This is a genomic window from uncultured Dietzia sp. (assembly GCF_937873725.1).
GTDB lineage: Bacteria > Actinomycetota > Actinomycetes > Mycobacteriales > Mycobacteriaceae > Dietzia.
In genome coordinates this window covers 1-15,949 of sequence record NZ_CALMYY010000008.1, presented here as the reverse complement: position 1 = coordinate 15,949, position 15,949 = coordinate 1, and the positions used below count along the sequence as shown (strand labels likewise).

The following is a 15,949-nucleotide window of genomic DNA, read 5'->3' as shown; positions in this document are numbered from 1 at the left end:
CTCGGCGCCTTCATGGACAGCCGCCTCATGCGGCTGTTCACCGCGCCCGGCCGCGGGGTCGGGCGCCTCATGACCGGCGCCATGAGCACGGCGATGCGCGGCGTGTCGGCGGTCGTCGGGTCGTCCATGCTCAAGGACGCCTCGGAGGTGGTGGTGGCGCTGGACACGACGTTCGGCGGATTCGCCACCCGCGCCTCCCGCACCCAGGCCGTCCTGCGGCGCAAGGGGACGGAGTTTTTGGTGGTCTCCTCCGCCGAGCGGCCCGCGCTGCGTGAGGCCGCGTTCTTCGCCGAACGGCTCTCGGAGGAGAAGATGCCGCTGGCGGGGGTCGTGATCAACCGCACCCACCCGCGGCTGACGGACCTGTCCGCCGAGCAGGCGTGCGCCGCGGCCGATCGCCTGGCGGGGACCAACCCCGAGGCCGAGGCCGTGCTCCGCATCCACGCCGACCGCGCGGGGACCGCCAAGCAGGAGGTCCGGCTGCTGGAGTCGTTCACCGACACCCACCCGGACGTGCGGATCGTGGGCGTGCCCTCGCTGCCGTTCGAGATCTCGAACCTCGAGGCGCTGCGCTCGGTGGGCGACCAGCTCTGCGGGTGACGGACGCTGCGGGTGACCGCCCATGCGGGTGGACGCCGGACGCGGTCCGCGGCAGGCGCCGCGGACCGCGTCGGGTCACTTCCTGTGTGGGCCGTCAGTAGATGACGGTGTGCCGTTCGATCTGCTGGGCAAAGAAGTCGGCCCAGGACCGGACCTCGGGGTGCTGCTTGAGCAGGGCGCGGCGCTGACGCTCGGTCATCCCGCCCCACACCCCGAACTCCACCCGGTTGTCCAGCGCGTCGGCGCGACACTGGAGGAGCACCGGGCAGTGGCGGCAGATGGACGCGGCCTTGCGCTGGGCGGCCCCTCGGACGAAGAGCTCGTCGGGGTCGATGTCCTTGCACCGGGCCTGGGCCACCCATTCCTGGCGGCCCTCCCCGATGATCGTCTCCTCGGAACCGAGGGGATTGCTGGTTCCGGGGCGGACCCCGGCGTCGTCGGTGCGGGAGGTCCCCGGGAGGGTGGCCGTCATCGAAGTACCCCTGTCTGAGTGGAGTCGCCCACGGTCCTGCCGTGTCGCGCCTCCGGCCTTCTGAGCCCACCCGGCGCGGTGGACCCACGATGTGCGCGGGAGCCACTCGCCGGGGGCGGGGTCGGATCGCGACCCCATTCCGGTTCACAACGTCCTGCGTTCCCCAATATTGTTACCGCAGTCACACAACAGAAGTAAAGAGTCGCGTGCGGAACCGGCCGCGCGGGGTGGCGCGTCAGGGGTGGTCACGTACTCTTGCCCCGTGTCGGCTATGAGCTCCCTGGGAAAGCTGGTCGCGACCTGTGTCGCCGCCGGAGTGGTGGCGGCCGGGTCACTGTTCCCGATCGCCGGGGCCGCGGGCCTGGCCTCCAACAAGATGGCGGACTCGCTGGCCGGGACCTCGGCGGACCTCATCAAGGGCGATCTCCCGTCCATCTCGACGGTGACCGACGCCGCCGGCCAACCCATCGCCTGGCTGTACGACCAGCAGCGGGTGATCGTCCCCGGCGACCAGATCTCGCAGAACATGAAGCTGGCGATCATCGCGATCGAGGACCGCCGGTTCGCCGATCACGCCGGGGTGGACTGGCGCGGCACGATCCGCGCGGCCCTCACCAACGCCACGGCCGGGGACGTCCAGCAGGGCGCGTCGACAATCGACCAGCAGCTGGTCAAGAACTACCAGTTCCTCGTGTCGGCGGAGAACGACGCGGAACGCCGCGCCGCCGTGGAGACCACCCCGGCGCGGAAGATCAAAGAGATCCGGATGGCGCTCACCCTCGACGCCGAGATGGGCAAGGACGAGATCCTCAGCAAGTACCTCAACCTGGTCTCGTTCGGCAACGGGACCTTCGGGGTCCAGACCGCCGCCCAGACCTACTTCGGGGTCGACGCCAAGGACCTCACCGTCCCGCAGGCCGCGATGCTCGCCGGGATGGTCCAGTCCACCAGCCGGTTCGACCCGTACACCAACCCGGAGGACACCAAGAACCGGCGGGACACCGTGATCGACACGATGGTCCAGACCGGGGCGCTGGCCCCCTACGAGGGCGCGAACCTCATCGCCGAACCGCTCGGGGTGCTGGAGCGGCCGAACTCGCTCCCCCGGGGATGCATCACCGCGGGCGACCGCGGATTCTTCTGCGACTACGTCCTGGCCTACCTCGACCAGAACGGCCTGACCCGCGACATGGTGGAGCAGGGCGGGTACACCATCCGCACCACGCTCGACCAGACCGTCCAGGCCAACGTGCAACGCGCCCTCGACACCTTCGGCAACCCGACGGGCCAGGGCGTGGCCGAGGTCATGAGCGTGATCCGCCCCGGGCAGGACTCCCACCAGGTGGTGGCGATCGCCTCCAGCCGCCGGTACGGACTGGACCTGGGCAACAGCGAGACCGTCCAGCCGCAGCCGTTCTCGCTGGTCGGCGACGGCGCCGGCTCGGTGTTCAAGCTCTTCACGGTGGCCGCGGCCATGGAGAGGGGCATGGGCACCAACACGAGCCTGTCCGTGCCGCGTCGCGTGCAGGTCTCCGGCCTGGGCGCCGGCGGTGCCGCGGGCTGCCCGGCCGGCCAGTACTGCGTGGAGAACGCCGGCGCCTACCCGGGGTCCCTGTCCGTCACCGACGCGCTCGCGCAGTCGCCCAACACCACGTTCGTCAACCTCATCAAGGACGTCGGGGTGTCCCCGACCGTGGACATGGCCGTCCGGCTGGGCATGCGGTCCTACGACCGCAAGGGGACCGCGGCGGACGGCGACTCGATCGCCGGGTACATCAAGAAGAACAACCTGGGGTCGTTCACCCTCGGCCCCACCGCGGTCAACGCGCTCGAGTTGTCCAACGTCGGCGCGACCCTCGCCTCCGGCGGGGTGTGGTGCCCGCCGAGCCCCATCGAATCGATCACCGACCGCACGGGCAAGCCCGTCGATCTCAACGAGCCGGGATGCGAGCAGGTGGTGGAGCCCGGCCTGGCCAACACCCTCGCCGTGGCCATGTCCAAGGACGCCGTGGGCTCGGGCACCGCCGCCGGCGCCGCCGGTGCGGTCGGGTGGGGCCTGCCCGTGTCCGGCAAGACGGGGACCACCGAGGCCAACCGCTCCTCCGCCTTCCTCGGGTTCACCAACAACTACTCCGCCGCCGTCTACGCCTTCAACGACGGCACCACCACCACCGAACTGTGCACCAGCCCGCTGCGCCAGTGCTCGTACGGCAACCTCTTCGGCGGGCTCGAGCCCGCCAGGACCTGGTTCTCGGCCTTCAGTCCGATCGCCGACCTCTACGGCCCGGTCCGGTTGCCCGCCGCGGACCCCGCCTACCAGGCGGGCACGAGCGGGGCCGGCATGCCCGAGGTCGAGGGCATGAGCCAGTCCGCGGCCACCTCCCTGCTGACCAACGCCGGGTTCGTTGTCAACACCCAGTTCGTCTCCGGGACCGGGCGACCGTACGGGACGGTGGTGGGGCTCGACGGCGGGACGGGCATCCCCGGGTCGCAGGTCACCCTCCGCGTGTCCGACGGGTCGGGCGGCGGGAGCGGCACCGGCGGGACCGGCGGGCAGGGCCCCTCGGGGCCGGCGGCCACCATCGGCGACGAGCCCATCGTGATCAACGTCCCCGGTCTGGCGCCCATCACCATCTCGCCGCCTCGATAGCGGCCCCACCCGCCGGTAGGCTGGCCTGATGCAGCGCCCCTCCCGCCGGCCCCGGACCACACCGCCGACCTCGCCCGCCCGCGCGGCAGCCCTTCTCGCCGGGGCGGCCGTGGCGGGGACGGCCTACGCCTCCGGCTGGGAACGCAACGCGTTCACCGTGCGCCGTCACACCGTGCCGCTGCTCGCCCCGGGGTCCACACCGCTGCGGATCCTCCACGTGTCCGACCTGCACATGTTGCCCGGGCAGAAGCGCAAGCAGCAGTTCCTCTCGTCCCTGGCCGGGCTCGAGCCGGACCTGGTCCTCAACACCGGCGACAACCTGTCCAGCGACCGCGCGGTGCCCTCGGTGGTCCAAGCCCTCGGCCCGCTCCTCGGGGTGCCCGGCGCGTTCGTGTTCGGCTCCAACGACTACTACGCGCCCGTGCCCAAGAACCCCTTCTCCTACCTCGGGATCGGGCGGAAGAAGCACTCGGCGACCCCGCTGCCGTGGCGCGACCTCAAGGCCGCGTTCTCCGAGCGGGGCTGGGTGGACGCCACGCACCGCCGCGCGGAGATCGCCGTGGACGGCCGCCGCGTCCTGGTCGCGGGCGTCGACGACCCCCACATCGGACGGGACCGGTACTCCGAGATCGAGGGGCCCGCCGGGCCGGCGTTCGACCTGCGGATCGGGCTCGTGCACGCGCCGGAGCCGCGGGTGCTGGACCGGTTCGACGCCGACGGGTACGACCTCGTGGTGGCCGGACACACCCACGGCGGCCAACTCCGCCTGCCCACCGGGGCGATCGTCACCAACTGCGGGATCGACCGCTCGCGGGCGCGGGGGCTGTCCGCGTGGGGCCGTAACCTCGTCCTGCACGTGTCCGCCGGGCTCGGCACCTCCCCGTACGCGCCGGCGCGAACGTTCTGCCGACCCGAGGCCACCCTCCTCGAGCTGGTCGCCGGTCCCGGGGGCGGCGGAGACGAGGCACCGGTTCCCGAGACGCCGTTCCGGGAGCGGGTCCCGCAGACCGTCTGACCCGGTTTCGCGAAACCCGGCGGGGGGCGCTAGAGTATCCCTCGTTGTCACCGGGGTGTGGCGCAGCTTGGTAGCGTGCTTCGTTCGGGACGAAGAGGTCGTGGGTTCGAATCCCGCCACCCCGACAATGCGAGGTCCCGGGTCACTTGGTGGCCCGGGACCTCGGTCATTTGCCGGGTCCGGACGCGGGGCCCCGGCCCGTACCCGTACGCGCACGGCGGATTTCCGGTGCACATCGCGCTCGAGCATCCGTAAGGTCGTGTCATGACCTCCCAGACCGACGTCAAGAACGCCGCCGCGCCCGGGGCCACCGCTCCCGAGACCACCGGAAGCGTCCACCCGAACTTCGGCCGCATCACCACCACCGGCGCGGGGGACCCCGCCGTGGCCGCGGAGCTGCAGAGGATCCTCGACGGCAGGTGGGCGGGCGCGCGCGAGTCCACGCGCGCGTCCATGACCCCGGACATGCTCAACCCCATCGGGCTGACCATGGACGAGCACCGCGACCATGTCCTGGCGCAGCTCCGGCGGCTCGCCGACTCGGGGATGCCCAGGCTGGGCTTCCCGGCCGAGGACGGCGGCACCGGCGACACCGGCGGGGCGCTGACGTCCTTCGAGATGCTCGGGCACCTCGACCTGTCGCTCATGGTCAAGGCCGGGGTCCAGTGGGGCCTGTTCGGCGGCGCGATCGCCAACCTCGGCAACGCCGAGACGCGCGCGAAGTACCTACCCGGCGTCATGTCGCTGGACCTGCTCGGCTGCTTCGCCATGACCGAGGTCGGCGGCGGCTCGGACGTGCAGAACCTGGAGACCACGGCGACGTTCGACCCCGAGACCGGCGAGTTCGTCGTCACCACCCCCACGCCCAGCGCGGAGAAAGCCTACATCGGCAACGCCGCACGCGACGGCCGGCTGGCCGCCGTGTTCGCGCAGCTCATCACCGCCGCCGAGGACGGCGGGGAGCTCCGCCACGGCGTGCACTGCCTGCTGGTGCCGATCCGGGACGAGGCCGGCAACGACCTGCCGGGCGTGAGGACCACCGATCACGGCCCCAAGGGCGGCCTGGCGGGCGTGGACAACGGCCGCATCTGGTTCGACGAGGTCCGCGTCCCGCGGGAGGCGCTGCTCGACCGCTTCGGCGCCGTCGACGCCGACGGCGTCTACTCCTCCCCCATCGACTCGGTGGGGGCCCGCTTCTTCACCATGCTCGGCACCCTCATCCGCGGCCGGGTGTCGGTGGGCGCGGCGGCCGGCGCGTCCGCCCGCACCGCGCTGGCGATGGCCGTGCGGTACTCGCTGGTCCGCCGGCAGTTCGACCACCCGGAGACGGGCAAGGGCATCCCGCTGCTCGAGTACCGGGAGCACCAGCGCCGGCTGATGCCGCGGGTCGCCCGCGCCTACGCCTACGCGTGCGCGCAGAACGCGATCATCGCCGAGCTGGACGAGTTCGAGACGAACCCGGACGCCTTCGACGAGGTCCGCCGCCGCGAGATGGAGACCCACGCCGCGGGCATCAAGGCCACCGTCACCGCGTTCGCCAACGACACGATCATCGAGGCCCGCCTGGCCTGCGGCGGCGCCGGCTACATGGCCGAGAACCTGCTCACGGAGATGCGCAAGGACTGCGACGTCTTCTCCACCTTCGAGGGCGACAACATCGTGCTCACCCAGCTGGTGGGCAAGGAGCTGCTCTCCTCCTACGCCGCGGAGTTCGGCGACATGGACCAGCGCGAGACGGTCGCGTTCGCCCTCGGCGCCGCCGTCGACGTGGTGCAGGAGAAGGCCCGCGCCTCCACCCTGTGGCAGAAGCTCGTCGACGCGGTGACCGACCGCGAGCACACCGACCTGCTCGACCGCGGCAACCAGCTCCAGCTGCTGGTCGACCGCGAGGAGCACCTGCTGGAGACGGTCGCGCGGCGGCTGCGCAAGGCCCAGGGGCAGGACGGCTCCGCGGCGTTCAAGGTCTTCAACTCGGCCCAGGACCACCTGCTGCAGGCCGGCCGCGCGCACATGGACAGCTGGGTGTTCGCCCGCTTCGCCGAGGCCGTGGACGCGTGCGAGGACCCGGAGGCCGCGGATGTCCTGGGCATGCTGTGCGACCTCTACGTGCTGGACATCGTCGACCGGGACAAGGGGTGGTTCCTCGAGCACAACCGCCTGACCACGGAGCGGACCAAGGCGGCGACGGCGGCCCGCAACCGGCTGTGCACCAAGCTCGCCGGCCGGGCCCGCACCCTGGTGGACGCGTTCGCGATCCCCGAGTTCGTCTTTGACGTCCCCATGCTCACCGACGGGGGCGTGGACACCATCACCGACGAGACGGCAGAGGAGCACGAGGTCGTGGGCCTGGCCGACTGAGCGCCGAGGACCGAGGACCGATCCATCCGGCCCCGCACCCCTCAGGCGCGGGGCCGGGGCCGTCCGGCGACGCGCGTCGCCAGGGGCGAGAAGGCGGGGACCGCGGCCAGCACCGCCGCGCCGGTCCGCGCCACGGCGGCGGGCCCGGCCAGCAGCACGGCGTCGAGGGCGGCGGTGGCCTGCCCGGTCGTCGTGGCGGAGGCGGCGGTGACGACCGCGGACGGGGCGCCGCCGGCCACCCACGCCCACCACGCCACGCCGATCGACGCGGCCGCCAGGACCACCGCCGCCAGGCGGCCGGGCCACGCCCCGACCACCGCGACGAGGGCGCGCCACAGGGCCGCGGAGGCGACGACGACGAGGGCCACCAGCCCCACGACCGCGGCCGCGCCGGACGCGGACGGGGCGTCGGCGGTGGCCAGCGCCCACGCGGACAGGCCCGCGGTGAGCACGCCCAGCGCGAGGGCCGACTGGGCGATCGTCGTGTCGGGCCGGCGGACCAGCTGGACCAGCAGCGTCCCGAGGACCGCCGCGGCCGCCACGGCGAGGATCCCGGCCGAGGTGCGGCGGTGCGAGTCGTCGGCGGCCACCGCGGCGGCCGCCCCCACATCGCCCTGCTCGGCGGCCAGGGCCCGCCCGGTCCTGCCGATCGACTCCTGGGTGCGGCCCGCCGAGTCGGCGACGCTCGCGGCGCCGTCGCGCAGGGTCCCCGCGCCGTCGTCGAGCCCCGCCGCCCCGGTGGCGAGCTCGCGGGATCCCCGGGTGGCCTCGTAGATCCCGTCGCGCAGCGGGGCGCCGGGGGCGGAGAGCTGCCGGGCGAGCTCGTCCGCGCCGCCCTCCAGCCGGTCGAGTCCGCTGAGGGTGTTCTGGTCCATGCCCTGCACGGCGAGTTGCTGCTTGAGCCCGGCGAGCGCCTCGCGGGCGCGGACCGTCTCGGGGGCGTCGCCCTGGAGCCTGGACAGCGCGTCGTCGATGGCCGTCGACACCTGGCCCTGGATCACGGCCACCCCGCGCACCGCGCCTACCACCTGACGGACCCCTCCCGAGAGCTCGGTGGCGCCCGTCCCGGCCTGCCCCATCCCGGCCTGCAGCCGCTCCATCCCGGCGGCCAGCTCGGCGCTGCCCTCGCGCAGCCGTCCGGTGCCGTCGGCGAGCTCGGAGGTCCCGGTCCGCAGCCGCTCGGCCCCGGCGACGGTGAAACTCGAGTTGGCCGCCGCGTCCGACAGCGCCGAGCGGAGGGGCCCGCCCGACCCGGGTGTCGCCTCCTCCTGCGGAGGCGTCGGGCCGACCGCCGCCCACAGCGCGGCCAGGACGAACGGCAGGACCACCAGGACGAGGCCCAGGGCCCGGCGGGCGGGGCCGACTCCGGTCGACCGGACCGGGGCGGTCACCGGGGCGGTCACCGGCAGGACGTCGGTGTCCGGCGAGGTGCCGCCTGCCGGGGTGCCGCTGTCCGCCGACCATTCCGAGGGGGTCATGTGCGGATCGTAGCCGCAGTTCAGCGAGGTTCCCGCAGGTCACCCGGCACGTCCCGACTTCGCGGTCGGAGTCGATTGCTAGACTCGCCCCACACTCGATCGAGACCCCTCCCCAGCAACCCTGCCGCAGGAAGGAGCCATGAGCCCCCTCCTCGCGATCGCCGCGGCTGGTCTGGCGACGGCGCTGGCGTGGCCGCTCACGCGGTGGCTCGGCCGGGGTGCGGGGTGGCCGCTCGCGGCGCTCTACCTCCTCGGGGCGGTCGCCCTCCTGCCGCAGATCTCGCTCCTCGGCTCGGGATCGCCCGCCCGGGTCCTGCATCTGCCCTGGGTCCCCGCCCGCGGCTGGACCCTGGACCTGGTCGCGGATCCCACGGGGCTGCTCTTCGCGATGCTCGCGCTGGTGATCGGCGCGATCGTGTTGATCTACTCGTCGTCGTACCTCGACCGGACCATCCCGGACGCCGCCACCGGCGTCGGCCGCCGGATCCAGCACTACGGCTTCTTCCAGCTCATGACCCTGTTCACCGTCTCGATGCTGGGGCTGGTGCTCACCGACTCGCTGGTCCTGCTCTTCATATGTTGGGAGCTGACGTCGCTGGCGTCGTTCGCGCTCATCGCCAACTCCGGCCGGACCGCGTTCCCCGCCGCGCTGCGCACGCTCACCGTGACGTTCGTCGGCGGGCTCGTGCTCCTGGCCGCGGTGGTGGCGATCTGGCTGCGGACCGGGACGACGTCGATCTCCCAGGCGCTGGCCCACGAGGTATGGGCCACGGACCCGGGCTTCACCGTCGCGGTGGCGGTGGCGGTGGCCGTGGCCGCGTTCACCAAGTCCGCCCAGTTCCCGTTCCACTTCTGGCTGCCCGACGCCATGGCCGCCACCACCCCGGTGAGCGCGTATCTCCACGCCGCCGCGGTGGTCAAGGCCGGCATCTTCCTGCTCATGCGGTTCTCGCCGGCGTTCCACGACGTGCCGGTGTGGAACGCGCTGCTGGTCTCGGTGGGCATGGGCACGGCGGTCATGGCCGCGCTGTTCGCGCTGCAGAAGACCGATCTCAAGCAGCTCATGGCGTACTCCACCGTCAGCCAGCTGGGGTGGATCATCGCGGCCATCGGGGTGGGCACCCGGGAGGCGCTCGCCGCCGCCGCCCTGCACACCGTCGCGCACGCCCTGTTCAAGTCGGGGCTGTTCATGCTGGTCGGTGTGGTGGACCACGAGGCCGGATCGCGGGACATCCGCGACCTGGGCCCGCTGTGGCGACGGATGCCGTGGGCGTTCGGCGCGACGGTCCTGGGCGCGGCGGCCATGGCCGCCGTCCCGCCCACCCTGGGCTTCGTGTCCAAGGAGTCGATGCTCATCGCGTTCGGCGGCGTGGCCGGCGGGAACACGGTGGCGGTCACCGCCCTGCTCACCGCGGCGGTGGTCGGCGCCGTGCTGACGTTCCTCTACAGCGCGCGGATCGTGCTGGGCGGCTTCCTCGGCGCCTACCGCGACCCCGCCCGCCCGGCGGCCGACCCCGACCGGGTCGATGCCTCGAACGTCCACGAGGCCCCGGTGCGCCTCTGGCTGCCCGCCGCCCTGCCCGCGGTGATCGGCCTGCCGCTGGCGTTGGCGGTGTGGGTGTTCGACGTCCCCATGTCGGCGGTCGCCGGGGCCGCGGCCGGGGGGACCGACGACCCGCCCTACGAGGCCCACTTCGTCCTGTGGCACGGGTTCACGCTCGAGCTGGGGCTCACTGCGCTCATCCTGGCGCTCGGCTGCCTCCTGGTGTGGCGCCGCGGCGCGATCGACCGGGCCCTGGACCGCGAGCTGCTGCCGTTCACCGGCGCCTCGGTCCTGGAGTCCCTGACGTCGGCCGTCACCAGCGCGGGCCGGGCCCTGGTCCGCCCCACCGCCTCGGACTCTCCGGCCCGACACGCCGGCGCCCTGATCGCCACCGTGAGTGTGTACGCGCTCGGGGTCGGCGGCTGGGCGCTGGCGACCGGCGCCACGATCCCGCCGCGCGTCGGCAGCCTCGACCGGACGATCGACCTCCTCGTGCTGGCGGTGGTGGTGGTGGCCGTGGGCGGGTTGTGCGCCGCGCGCTCCCGACTGGCCGCCGTGGTGCTCCTCTCCGCCGTCGGCATCGCGGTGACCATTCAGATCTTCGGGCTCGGCGCCCCGGACGTGGGGCTCACGCAGCTGCTGGTCGAGGCGCTCACGATCATCGTGTTGATGCTGGTCCTGCGGCGACTGCCCCGGGACTTCATCGCCCCCTCGCGCGGCCGCCGCACCGCCGCCATGGTGTTGGCGGTGCTCTCGGGGGTCGTGGCCACGGTCGCCGCGCTGGTCTTCACCGGCCGCCGGGAGCGCTCCCCGATCGGCATGTACCTGCTCGAGAACGGTCCCGAGATCACCGGCGGCGGGAACGTGGTCAACACGATCCTCGTGGAGTTCCGCGCCCTGGACACCTTCGGCGAGGTCGCGGTGCTGGGCGTGGCCGGGATCGCGATCCTCGGGGTCCTCGGATCGGTCCGCGCGACGGCGGGCGCGATCCAGCCCCCGCCGGACAGGGACTCACTCCCCGGCTCCGAGCAGAGCACCGGCTCGGCAGCCGAGGCCATCGAGGACGCGGCCCGCAACACCGCACCGCTGCGCCTGCTCGCCCGCGGGGTGGCCCCGGTCCTGGCCGTGGTCTCGGTCCTGCTGCTGTGGCGGGGCCACAACGACCCCGGCGGCGGATTCATCGCCGCGCTCGTCGCCTCGTGCGCGTTCGCGCTCATCTACCTGGCCCGGGAGTCGGACTCGCCGGTGAGCAGGCCCTCCACGCCGGTCGCGCTCATCGGGGGCGGGCTCCTGGTGGCGGGGCTCACCGGGGTCGGCGGCTACGCGCTCGGCCAGTTCCTCGAGCCCGCCCACTGGTACCTCGCCGGGCAGCACGTCACCAGCGCCCTGATCTTCGACCTCGGGGTGTTCGCCGGCGTGCTGGGGCTGGTCATGACGGCGTTCAACACCCTCGGCGCGGGTCGCTCCCCCGCCGAGGTCGTGCCCGGCCCGGACGCCCCGGCGGTCCCGCGCCGCGGCACCCGGACCCGGTCCGAGGAGGCCGCGACGTGACCCTCGCGATCATGATCGGCGTCCTCACCGCCGGCGGCGTCTACCTGATGATGCAGCGCGGCATGGTCCGGGTGGTGTTCGGGCTGGCTCTGGTCAGCCACGCCGTCAACCTCCTCCTGCTCACCGCGGGGGTCTCGGCGTGGCGGACGGAACCGCTGGCCGGCACCAACAGTGCGGAGGTGTCCGCGGACCCGCTCCCGCAGGCGTTCGTGCTCACGGCCATCGTCATCGCGTTCGCCGTGACCGTGTTCATGCTCTCGCTGGCCGTGGTGAGCCTGGACGACGACACCCACGACATCCCCGCGACCGGTGAGGAGCACGAGACGTGACCGCCCTGCTCCTGCCGCTGCTGGCCGCCGTCCCCGTGATGGCCGCCGCCCTCACCGCCATGCTGCCGTGGCGCGCGGTCGGGCGGGCGATGGCCCTGGCGGTCCCCGCCGCGACGGCGGTCGCCGGGTTCGGACTCCTCCTGCACCACCGGTCCGATCCCGTCGTCGCGACCCAGGTCGGCGGGTTCGTCCCCGGCGTGTCCATCCCGTTCGTGTCGGACCCCTTCACCGCCCTCATGCTCATCGCCACGGGGGTAGTGGCCCTGACGGCCCTGGTGTTCTGCGCGCAGACCGGCGAGTTCGACCGCAGCCGCTACTTCGCCCCGCTTGCGCTGCTCCTGCTCGCCGGCGCGAACGGCGCGCTGCTCACCGGCGACCTGTTCAACCTGTTCGTCTTTGTCGAGGTGATGCTGCTGCCCTCGTACGCGCTCATCGCCATGACAGGCACGTGGCGACGCCTCGGCGTGGGCCGGCTGTTCGTGGTGATCAACCTGCTCACCTCCACGCTCCTGCTCGCGGGCGTGGGCTTCGTCTACGCCACCGCCGGGACGGTCAACCTCGCCGTCCTGGCCGGCGCCGCGCAGGAGGACGGCCGGGTGGCCGCCGCCCTGGGCGTGGTGGTGATGGCCCTGTGCATCAAGGCCGGCGCGGTGCCCGTCCACGGCTGGCTGCCCCGGACCTACCCCGGGACCTCCGCGGGGGTCATGGCGCTGTTCTCCGCGCTGCACACCAAGATCGCGCTGTACGCGGTCATCCGGATCTGGGCCACCGCCTTCGACCTCGACCCCGCGTGGGGCCGCGTCCTCCTGGTGGTGGCGTTGGTGACCATCCTCTGGGGCGCCGTCGCCTCGGCCGCCCCCGTCGGCGCCCGCGAGATCCTGGCGTGGCAGATGGTCTCCGGCGTCGGCGTGATCCTCGCCGCGCTCGCCGTGTCCCGGGCACCGGGCGGGGCGATCGTCTACATGATCCACCACATGGTCACCATCGGCGCCCTGGTCATGCTGCTGGGCGCCGCCGAGCACGTCTACCGCAGCGGCCGGCTGGGCGGCTCCGTACCGGGCGGGTTGTCCGGACTGTGGCACCGCGAGCGGCCGCTGGGCGTCCTCCTGGCGCTGGCGATCTCCGCCCTGATCGGACTGCCCCCCACGTCGGGACTGATCGGCAAGCTCGAGGTCCTCTCCGCCGCCCTCGGGGCGGGCACCGCGTGGGGGGTGGCCACCCTCGTCGTCGTCCTGGTCGGGTCGCTCATCGGTCTGGTGGCCATGCTCCGGCTGTGGCGCGGCACGATGTGGGCCGGCGGCCCGGTCGACGGCGGGTCCCCGGGCGCGACACCGATCGACGACCAGCGCGACGGCGGGCTGGGGGACGACGACGACAGGCGCAGCCCCGCCACCGTGCCCGCGCGGTTGCTCGTGCCCGGCGGCGCGCTGGTCGCGGTCTCGGTGGCGCTGTTCCTGGGCTACGGGGCGGTGGCCCCTGAGGTCGACCGCGCCGTGGCCGGGCTGGTCGACACCGCCGGGTACGTGCAGGCCGTCCTCGGCGGGCCCGACGCGATGACCGCCACCACGATCGGCGGCGCCTCGTGATCCGCCGCGCGCTCCGGGCCCCCCTCGTGCTGGGCTGGCTGCTGTGGAACGTGGTGGTGTCGTCGTGGGCGCTGGCCCGGACGGCGGTCACCCCGGGCCCGATCGGCTCGCCCGTCCTGGTCCGCTACCCCATGCGCAGCCGCACCGACCTCGAGGTCACGGCGCTGGCCTGGGCCATCACGGTGACGCCCGGGACCCTGGTGACCGTGATCGGCCGCGAGGAGATGTGGGTCCACATCGTGCTCGGCGGGCCGCGCGGGGAGATGATCGACCTGCTCGCCCGGACCGAGGACCGGGTCCTGTCCGTCCTGAGAGGTGATGGCTGATGAGTCCACTGCTCACCGCGCTGCTGGGGGTGTCCACCGTGATCGTGGCCGCGAGCATGCTGGTCGCGGCGTACCGCGCGGTGCGGGGGCCGGGCGACGCCAGCCGCGCCGTGATGGCCGACCTCAGCTACTTCTGCGCGCTGGCGCTGTTCGTCATGTTCGTGATCCGCGAGGGCTCCGCGGTCGCGCTGGACGTGGTGATGCTCGGTTCGCTCGTCGGCGTCCTGTCCACGGTCGCCCTGGCGCGGCTGCTGTCGCGGGGACGGCGGTGACGGCGATGGGCCACCCGGTGATCTCCGACCTGCTGATCGGCGTCCCCGCGCTGCTCGGGTCGCTCTGCTTCCTCGTGGCGGCCGTGACCATGGCCAGGGCCGGCGACGCGTTGACGCGGATCAACATCCTCTCCGTGGCCACCGGGCTCGGGATGATGCTGTTCATCGCGGCGGCCTACGTCGACGACCTCACCGCGGGCTTCCGGTGGATGGCCCTGCTCACGGCCCTGGTGGCGCTGGGCGCGACGGTGGTCGTGACGACGGTCGCCTCCATCACCCTCGCCCGCGCCGCCTACCGCTCCGACGGCCGGCTGGACCCACGGACCGCGTACGACGACATCGCAGGGGAGGGCTGACGTGGTCTCGATCGGCGACCCGGCCGTGGCCGCCAGGCAGATCGACGCGCTGCTGGACGCCGGCGACCTCCACGGGGCGGCCGACCTCGTCGAGGGCATGCCGCCGTGGCTGGTGGTGGACGTCCTCGAGCGCAGCGGCGCCAAGGACCGCGCGGTGCTCTTCCGGCTGCTGTCCAAGGGCACGGCGCACGTGGTGTTCGAGGCGCTCGACCCGCCGGTGCAGTCCGAGCTGATCCGCGGGCTCCAAGCCGACCGGGTCAGCCAGATCTTCGCCGACCTCGACCCGGACGACCGTGCCGGCCTGGTCGACGAGCTGCCGGCCAACCTCGCCACCCGGCTCCTGCGCGGGCTCTCCGCGGACGAGAAGGCCCTGACCGACACCGTCCTGGACTACCCGGCGGGCTCGGTCGGTCGCCGGATGACCCCGGAGTTCATCAGCACCCACCCCGACACCACCGCCGGCGAGACGCTGGAGCGGGTGCGCCGCCGGATAGACCAGGTGGAGACCATCTACGGCCTGCCGGTGACCGACGACGAGCGCCGCCTCGTGGGGATCGTGGGCCTGCGCGCGGTGATGCGCGCCGACCCCGATACCCCGATCCGCACCCTGATGAACGAGGCCGTGACCGCCCGGGCCCGCGAGTCGGCGGAGGCCGCGGCCCGCCGGTCCGCAGAGGAGCGGCTGATCGTCCTGCCTGTGGTCGACGACGAGCACCGCCTGGTGGGCATCCTCACCTTTGACGACGCCCTGCGGGTCCTCGAGGTCGCCGACTCCGAGGACGCGGCCCGCCAGGGTGGCGCCGAGCCGCTGCGCCGCCCGTACCTGTCGACCCCCGTGCGGTCGCTGGTCCGCTCGCGCGTGGTGTGGCTGTTGGTCCTGGCCCTCGGCGCCGCGCTGACCGTGCAGGTGCTGGAGGTGTTCGAGGGGACGATCGAGCAGGTGGTGGCGCTCTCGCTGTTCGTGCCGTTGATCATCGGCACCGGCGGCAACACCGGCAACCAGGCCGCCACCACGGTGACCCGGGCGCTGGCCCTCGGCGACGTCCGACCCCGCGACGTGCTGCGGGTGACGCTGCTGGAGATCCGGACGGGCCTCACGCTGGGGTTGGTCCTGGGCGGGGTCGGCTGGGCGGTGGCCGGGCTGGTCTACGGGGTCGACCTGGGGATGGTCATCGGGCTGACACTGTTGGCCCTGTGCACCATCGCCGCGACGGTCGGCGGGGTCATGCCGCTGCTCGCGCAGGCGGTGCGCGCGGATCCGGCGGTGTTCTCCAACCCCTTCATCACGACCTTCGTCGACGCCACCGGCCTGGTCGTCTACTTCCTCATCGCCAAGGCCGTCCTCGGCCTCTGACCGGCCCCGCCCCCGCCGACCTGCGCCGCCCCCGCCGACCTGCCCCGCCCCCGCCGACC

Annotated in this window: 13 protein-coding genes and 1 tRNA gene; 12 read left to right on the top strand and 2 right to left on the bottom strand. The window is 73.3% G+C overall.

Translation table 11 applies throughout. The features are described from left to right. The coding region (locus tag Q0444_RS00480) for an ArsA family ATPase (protein WP_367179734.1) at positions 1-600 on the top strand (600 nt) is incomplete at its 5' end. Between the two features lie 94 nt (positions 601-694). On the opposite strand, the gene Q0444_RS00475 is transcribed toward Q0444_RS00480, so the two are convergent. After that, the gene (locus Q0444_RS00475) at positions 695-1,072 is read right to left on the bottom strand and encodes a WhiB family transcriptional regulator (protein ID WP_291079371.1); all 378 of its coding nucleotides are present in this window, start codon (positions 1,070-1,072) and stop codon (positions 695-697) included. A gap of 271 nt (positions 1,073-1,343) precedes the next feature. On the opposite strand from Q0444_RS00475, the gene Q0444_RS00470 reads away from it, so the two are divergent. The 4 genes from Q0444_RS00470 to Q0444_RS00455 all read left to right on the top strand — a co-directional run bounded on the left by Q0444_RS00470 (position 1,344) and on the right by Q0444_RS00455 (position 7,095). Next, positions 1,344-3,722 (top strand): transglycosylase domain-containing protein, encoded by a 2,379-nt coding sequence (locus tag Q0444_RS00470; protein WP_299020483.1) that lies wholly within the window; start codon positions 1,344-1,346, stop codon positions 3,720-3,722. A 28-nt stretch (positions 3,723-3,750) separates the two neighbouring features. Further along, positions 3,751-4,737: a metallophosphoesterase gene (locus Q0444_RS00465; protein WP_291079372.1), complete on the top strand. Its 987-nt coding sequence runs from the start codon at positions 3,751-3,753 to the stop codon at positions 4,735-4,737. A 51-nt stretch (positions 4,738-4,788) separates the two neighbouring features. Continuing rightward, a tRNA-Pro gene (locus Q0444_RS00460) sits at positions 4,789-4,862 on the top strand. A gap of 139 nt (positions 4,863-5,001) precedes the next feature. Next, positions 5,002-7,095 (top strand): acyl-CoA dehydrogenase, encoded by a 2,094-nt coding sequence (locus Q0444_RS00455; protein WP_299020475.1) that lies wholly within the window; start codon positions 5,002-5,004, stop codon positions 7,093-7,095. A gap of 41 nt (positions 7,096-7,136) precedes the next feature. Here Q0444_RS00455 and Q0444_RS00450 read toward each other — a convergent pair whose 3' ends face one another. After that, positions 7,137-8,573 (bottom strand): hypothetical protein, encoded by a 1,437-nt coding sequence (locus Q0444_RS00450; RefSeq protein WP_299020472.1) that lies wholly within the window; start codon positions 8,571-8,573, stop codon positions 7,137-7,139. Positions 8,574-8,712: 139 nt separating this feature from the next. Between Q0444_RS00450 and Q0444_RS00445 the strand changes: the two genes are divergently transcribed. The 7 genes from Q0444_RS00445 to mgtE are packed head-to-tail and all read left to right on the top strand — an operon-like array spanning position 8,713 to position 15,890. Next, the gene (locus tag Q0444_RS00445) at positions 8,713-11,667 is read left to right on the top strand and encodes a DUF4040 family protein (RefSeq protein WP_299020469.1); all 2,955 of its coding nucleotides are present in this window, start codon (positions 8,713-8,715) and stop codon (positions 11,665-11,667) included. Next, a complete protein-coding gene (locus Q0444_RS00440) occupies positions 11,664-11,996 on the top strand; it encodes a sodium:proton antiporter (RefSeq protein ID WP_291079377.1) in 333 nt (110 codons plus the stop codon). Before Q0444_RS00445 ends, Q0444_RS00440 begins: the two co-directional genes overlap by 4 nt. Beyond that, the gene (locus Q0444_RS00435) at positions 11,993-13,582 is read left to right on the top strand and encodes a proton-conducting transporter membrane subunit (protein ID WP_299020465.1); all 1,590 of its coding nucleotides are present in this window, start codon (positions 11,993-11,995) and stop codon (positions 13,580-13,582) included. The genes Q0444_RS00440 and Q0444_RS00435 overlap by 4 nt, the downstream gene beginning before the upstream one ends. Beyond that, the gene (locus Q0444_RS00430; protein WP_291079379.1) at positions 13,579-13,908 is read left to right on the top strand and encodes a Na+/H+ antiporter subunit E; all 330 of its coding nucleotides are present in this window, start codon (positions 13,579-13,581) and stop codon (positions 13,906-13,908) included. Before Q0444_RS00435 ends, Q0444_RS00430 begins: the two co-directional genes overlap by 4 nt. Continuing rightward, positions 13,908-14,180, top strand: a complete 273-nt coding sequence (locus Q0444_RS00425; RefSeq protein WP_291079380.1) for a monovalent cation/H+ antiporter complex subunit F — start codon at positions 13,908-13,910, stop codon at positions 14,178-14,180. The genes Q0444_RS00430 and Q0444_RS00425 overlap by 1 nt, the downstream gene beginning before the upstream one ends. A 5-nt stretch (positions 14,181-14,185) precedes the next feature. Continuing rightward, complete coding sequence (locus Q0444_RS00420) at positions 14,186-14,536, top strand: monovalent cation/H(+) antiporter subunit G (RefSeq protein WP_291079381.1); 351 nt, start codon at positions 14,186-14,188, stop codon at positions 14,534-14,536. Between the two features lie 52 nt (positions 14,537-14,588). Next, entirely contained in the window at positions 14,589-15,890 is a 1,302-nt protein-coding gene (gene mgtE, locus Q0444_RS00415; RefSeq protein WP_291079402.1) for a magnesium transporter, read from the top strand. Positions 15,891-15,949: the final 59 nt, after the last annotated feature.

Excerpts from the sequence above, each read along its gene's own strand:
- Q0444_RS00475 (WP_291079371.1), bottom strand. The coding sequence starts at position 1,072 with ATGACGGCCACCCTCCCGGGGACCTCCCGCACCGACGACGCCGGGGTC.
- Q0444_RS00470 (WP_299020483.1), top strand. The coding sequence starts at position 1,344 with ATGAGCTCCCTGGGAAAGCTGGTCGCGACCTGTGTCGCCGCCGGAGTG.
- Q0444_RS00465 (WP_291079372.1), top strand. The coding sequence starts at position 3,751 with ATGCAGCGCCCCTCCCGCCGGCCCCGGACCACACCGCCGACCTCGCCC.
- Q0444_RS00455 (WP_299020475.1), top strand. The coding sequence starts at position 5,002 with ATGACCTCCCAGACCGACGTCAAGAACGCCGCCGCGCCCGGGGCCACC.
- Q0444_RS00450 (WP_299020472.1), bottom strand. The coding sequence starts at position 8,573 with ATGACCCCCTCGGAATGGTCGGCGGACAGCGGCACCCCGGCAGGCGGC.
- Q0444_RS00445 (WP_299020469.1), top strand. The coding sequence starts at position 8,713 with ATGAGCCCCCTCCTCGCGATCGCCGCGGCTGGTCTGGCGACGGCGCTG.
- Q0444_RS00425 (WP_291079380.1), top strand. The coding sequence starts at position 13,908 with ATGAGTCCACTGCTCACCGCGCTGCTGGGGGTGTCCACCGTGATCGTG.
- Q0444_RS00420 (WP_291079381.1), top strand. The coding sequence starts at position 14,186 with ATGGGCCACCCGGTGATCTCCGACCTGCTGATCGGCGTCCCCGCGCTG.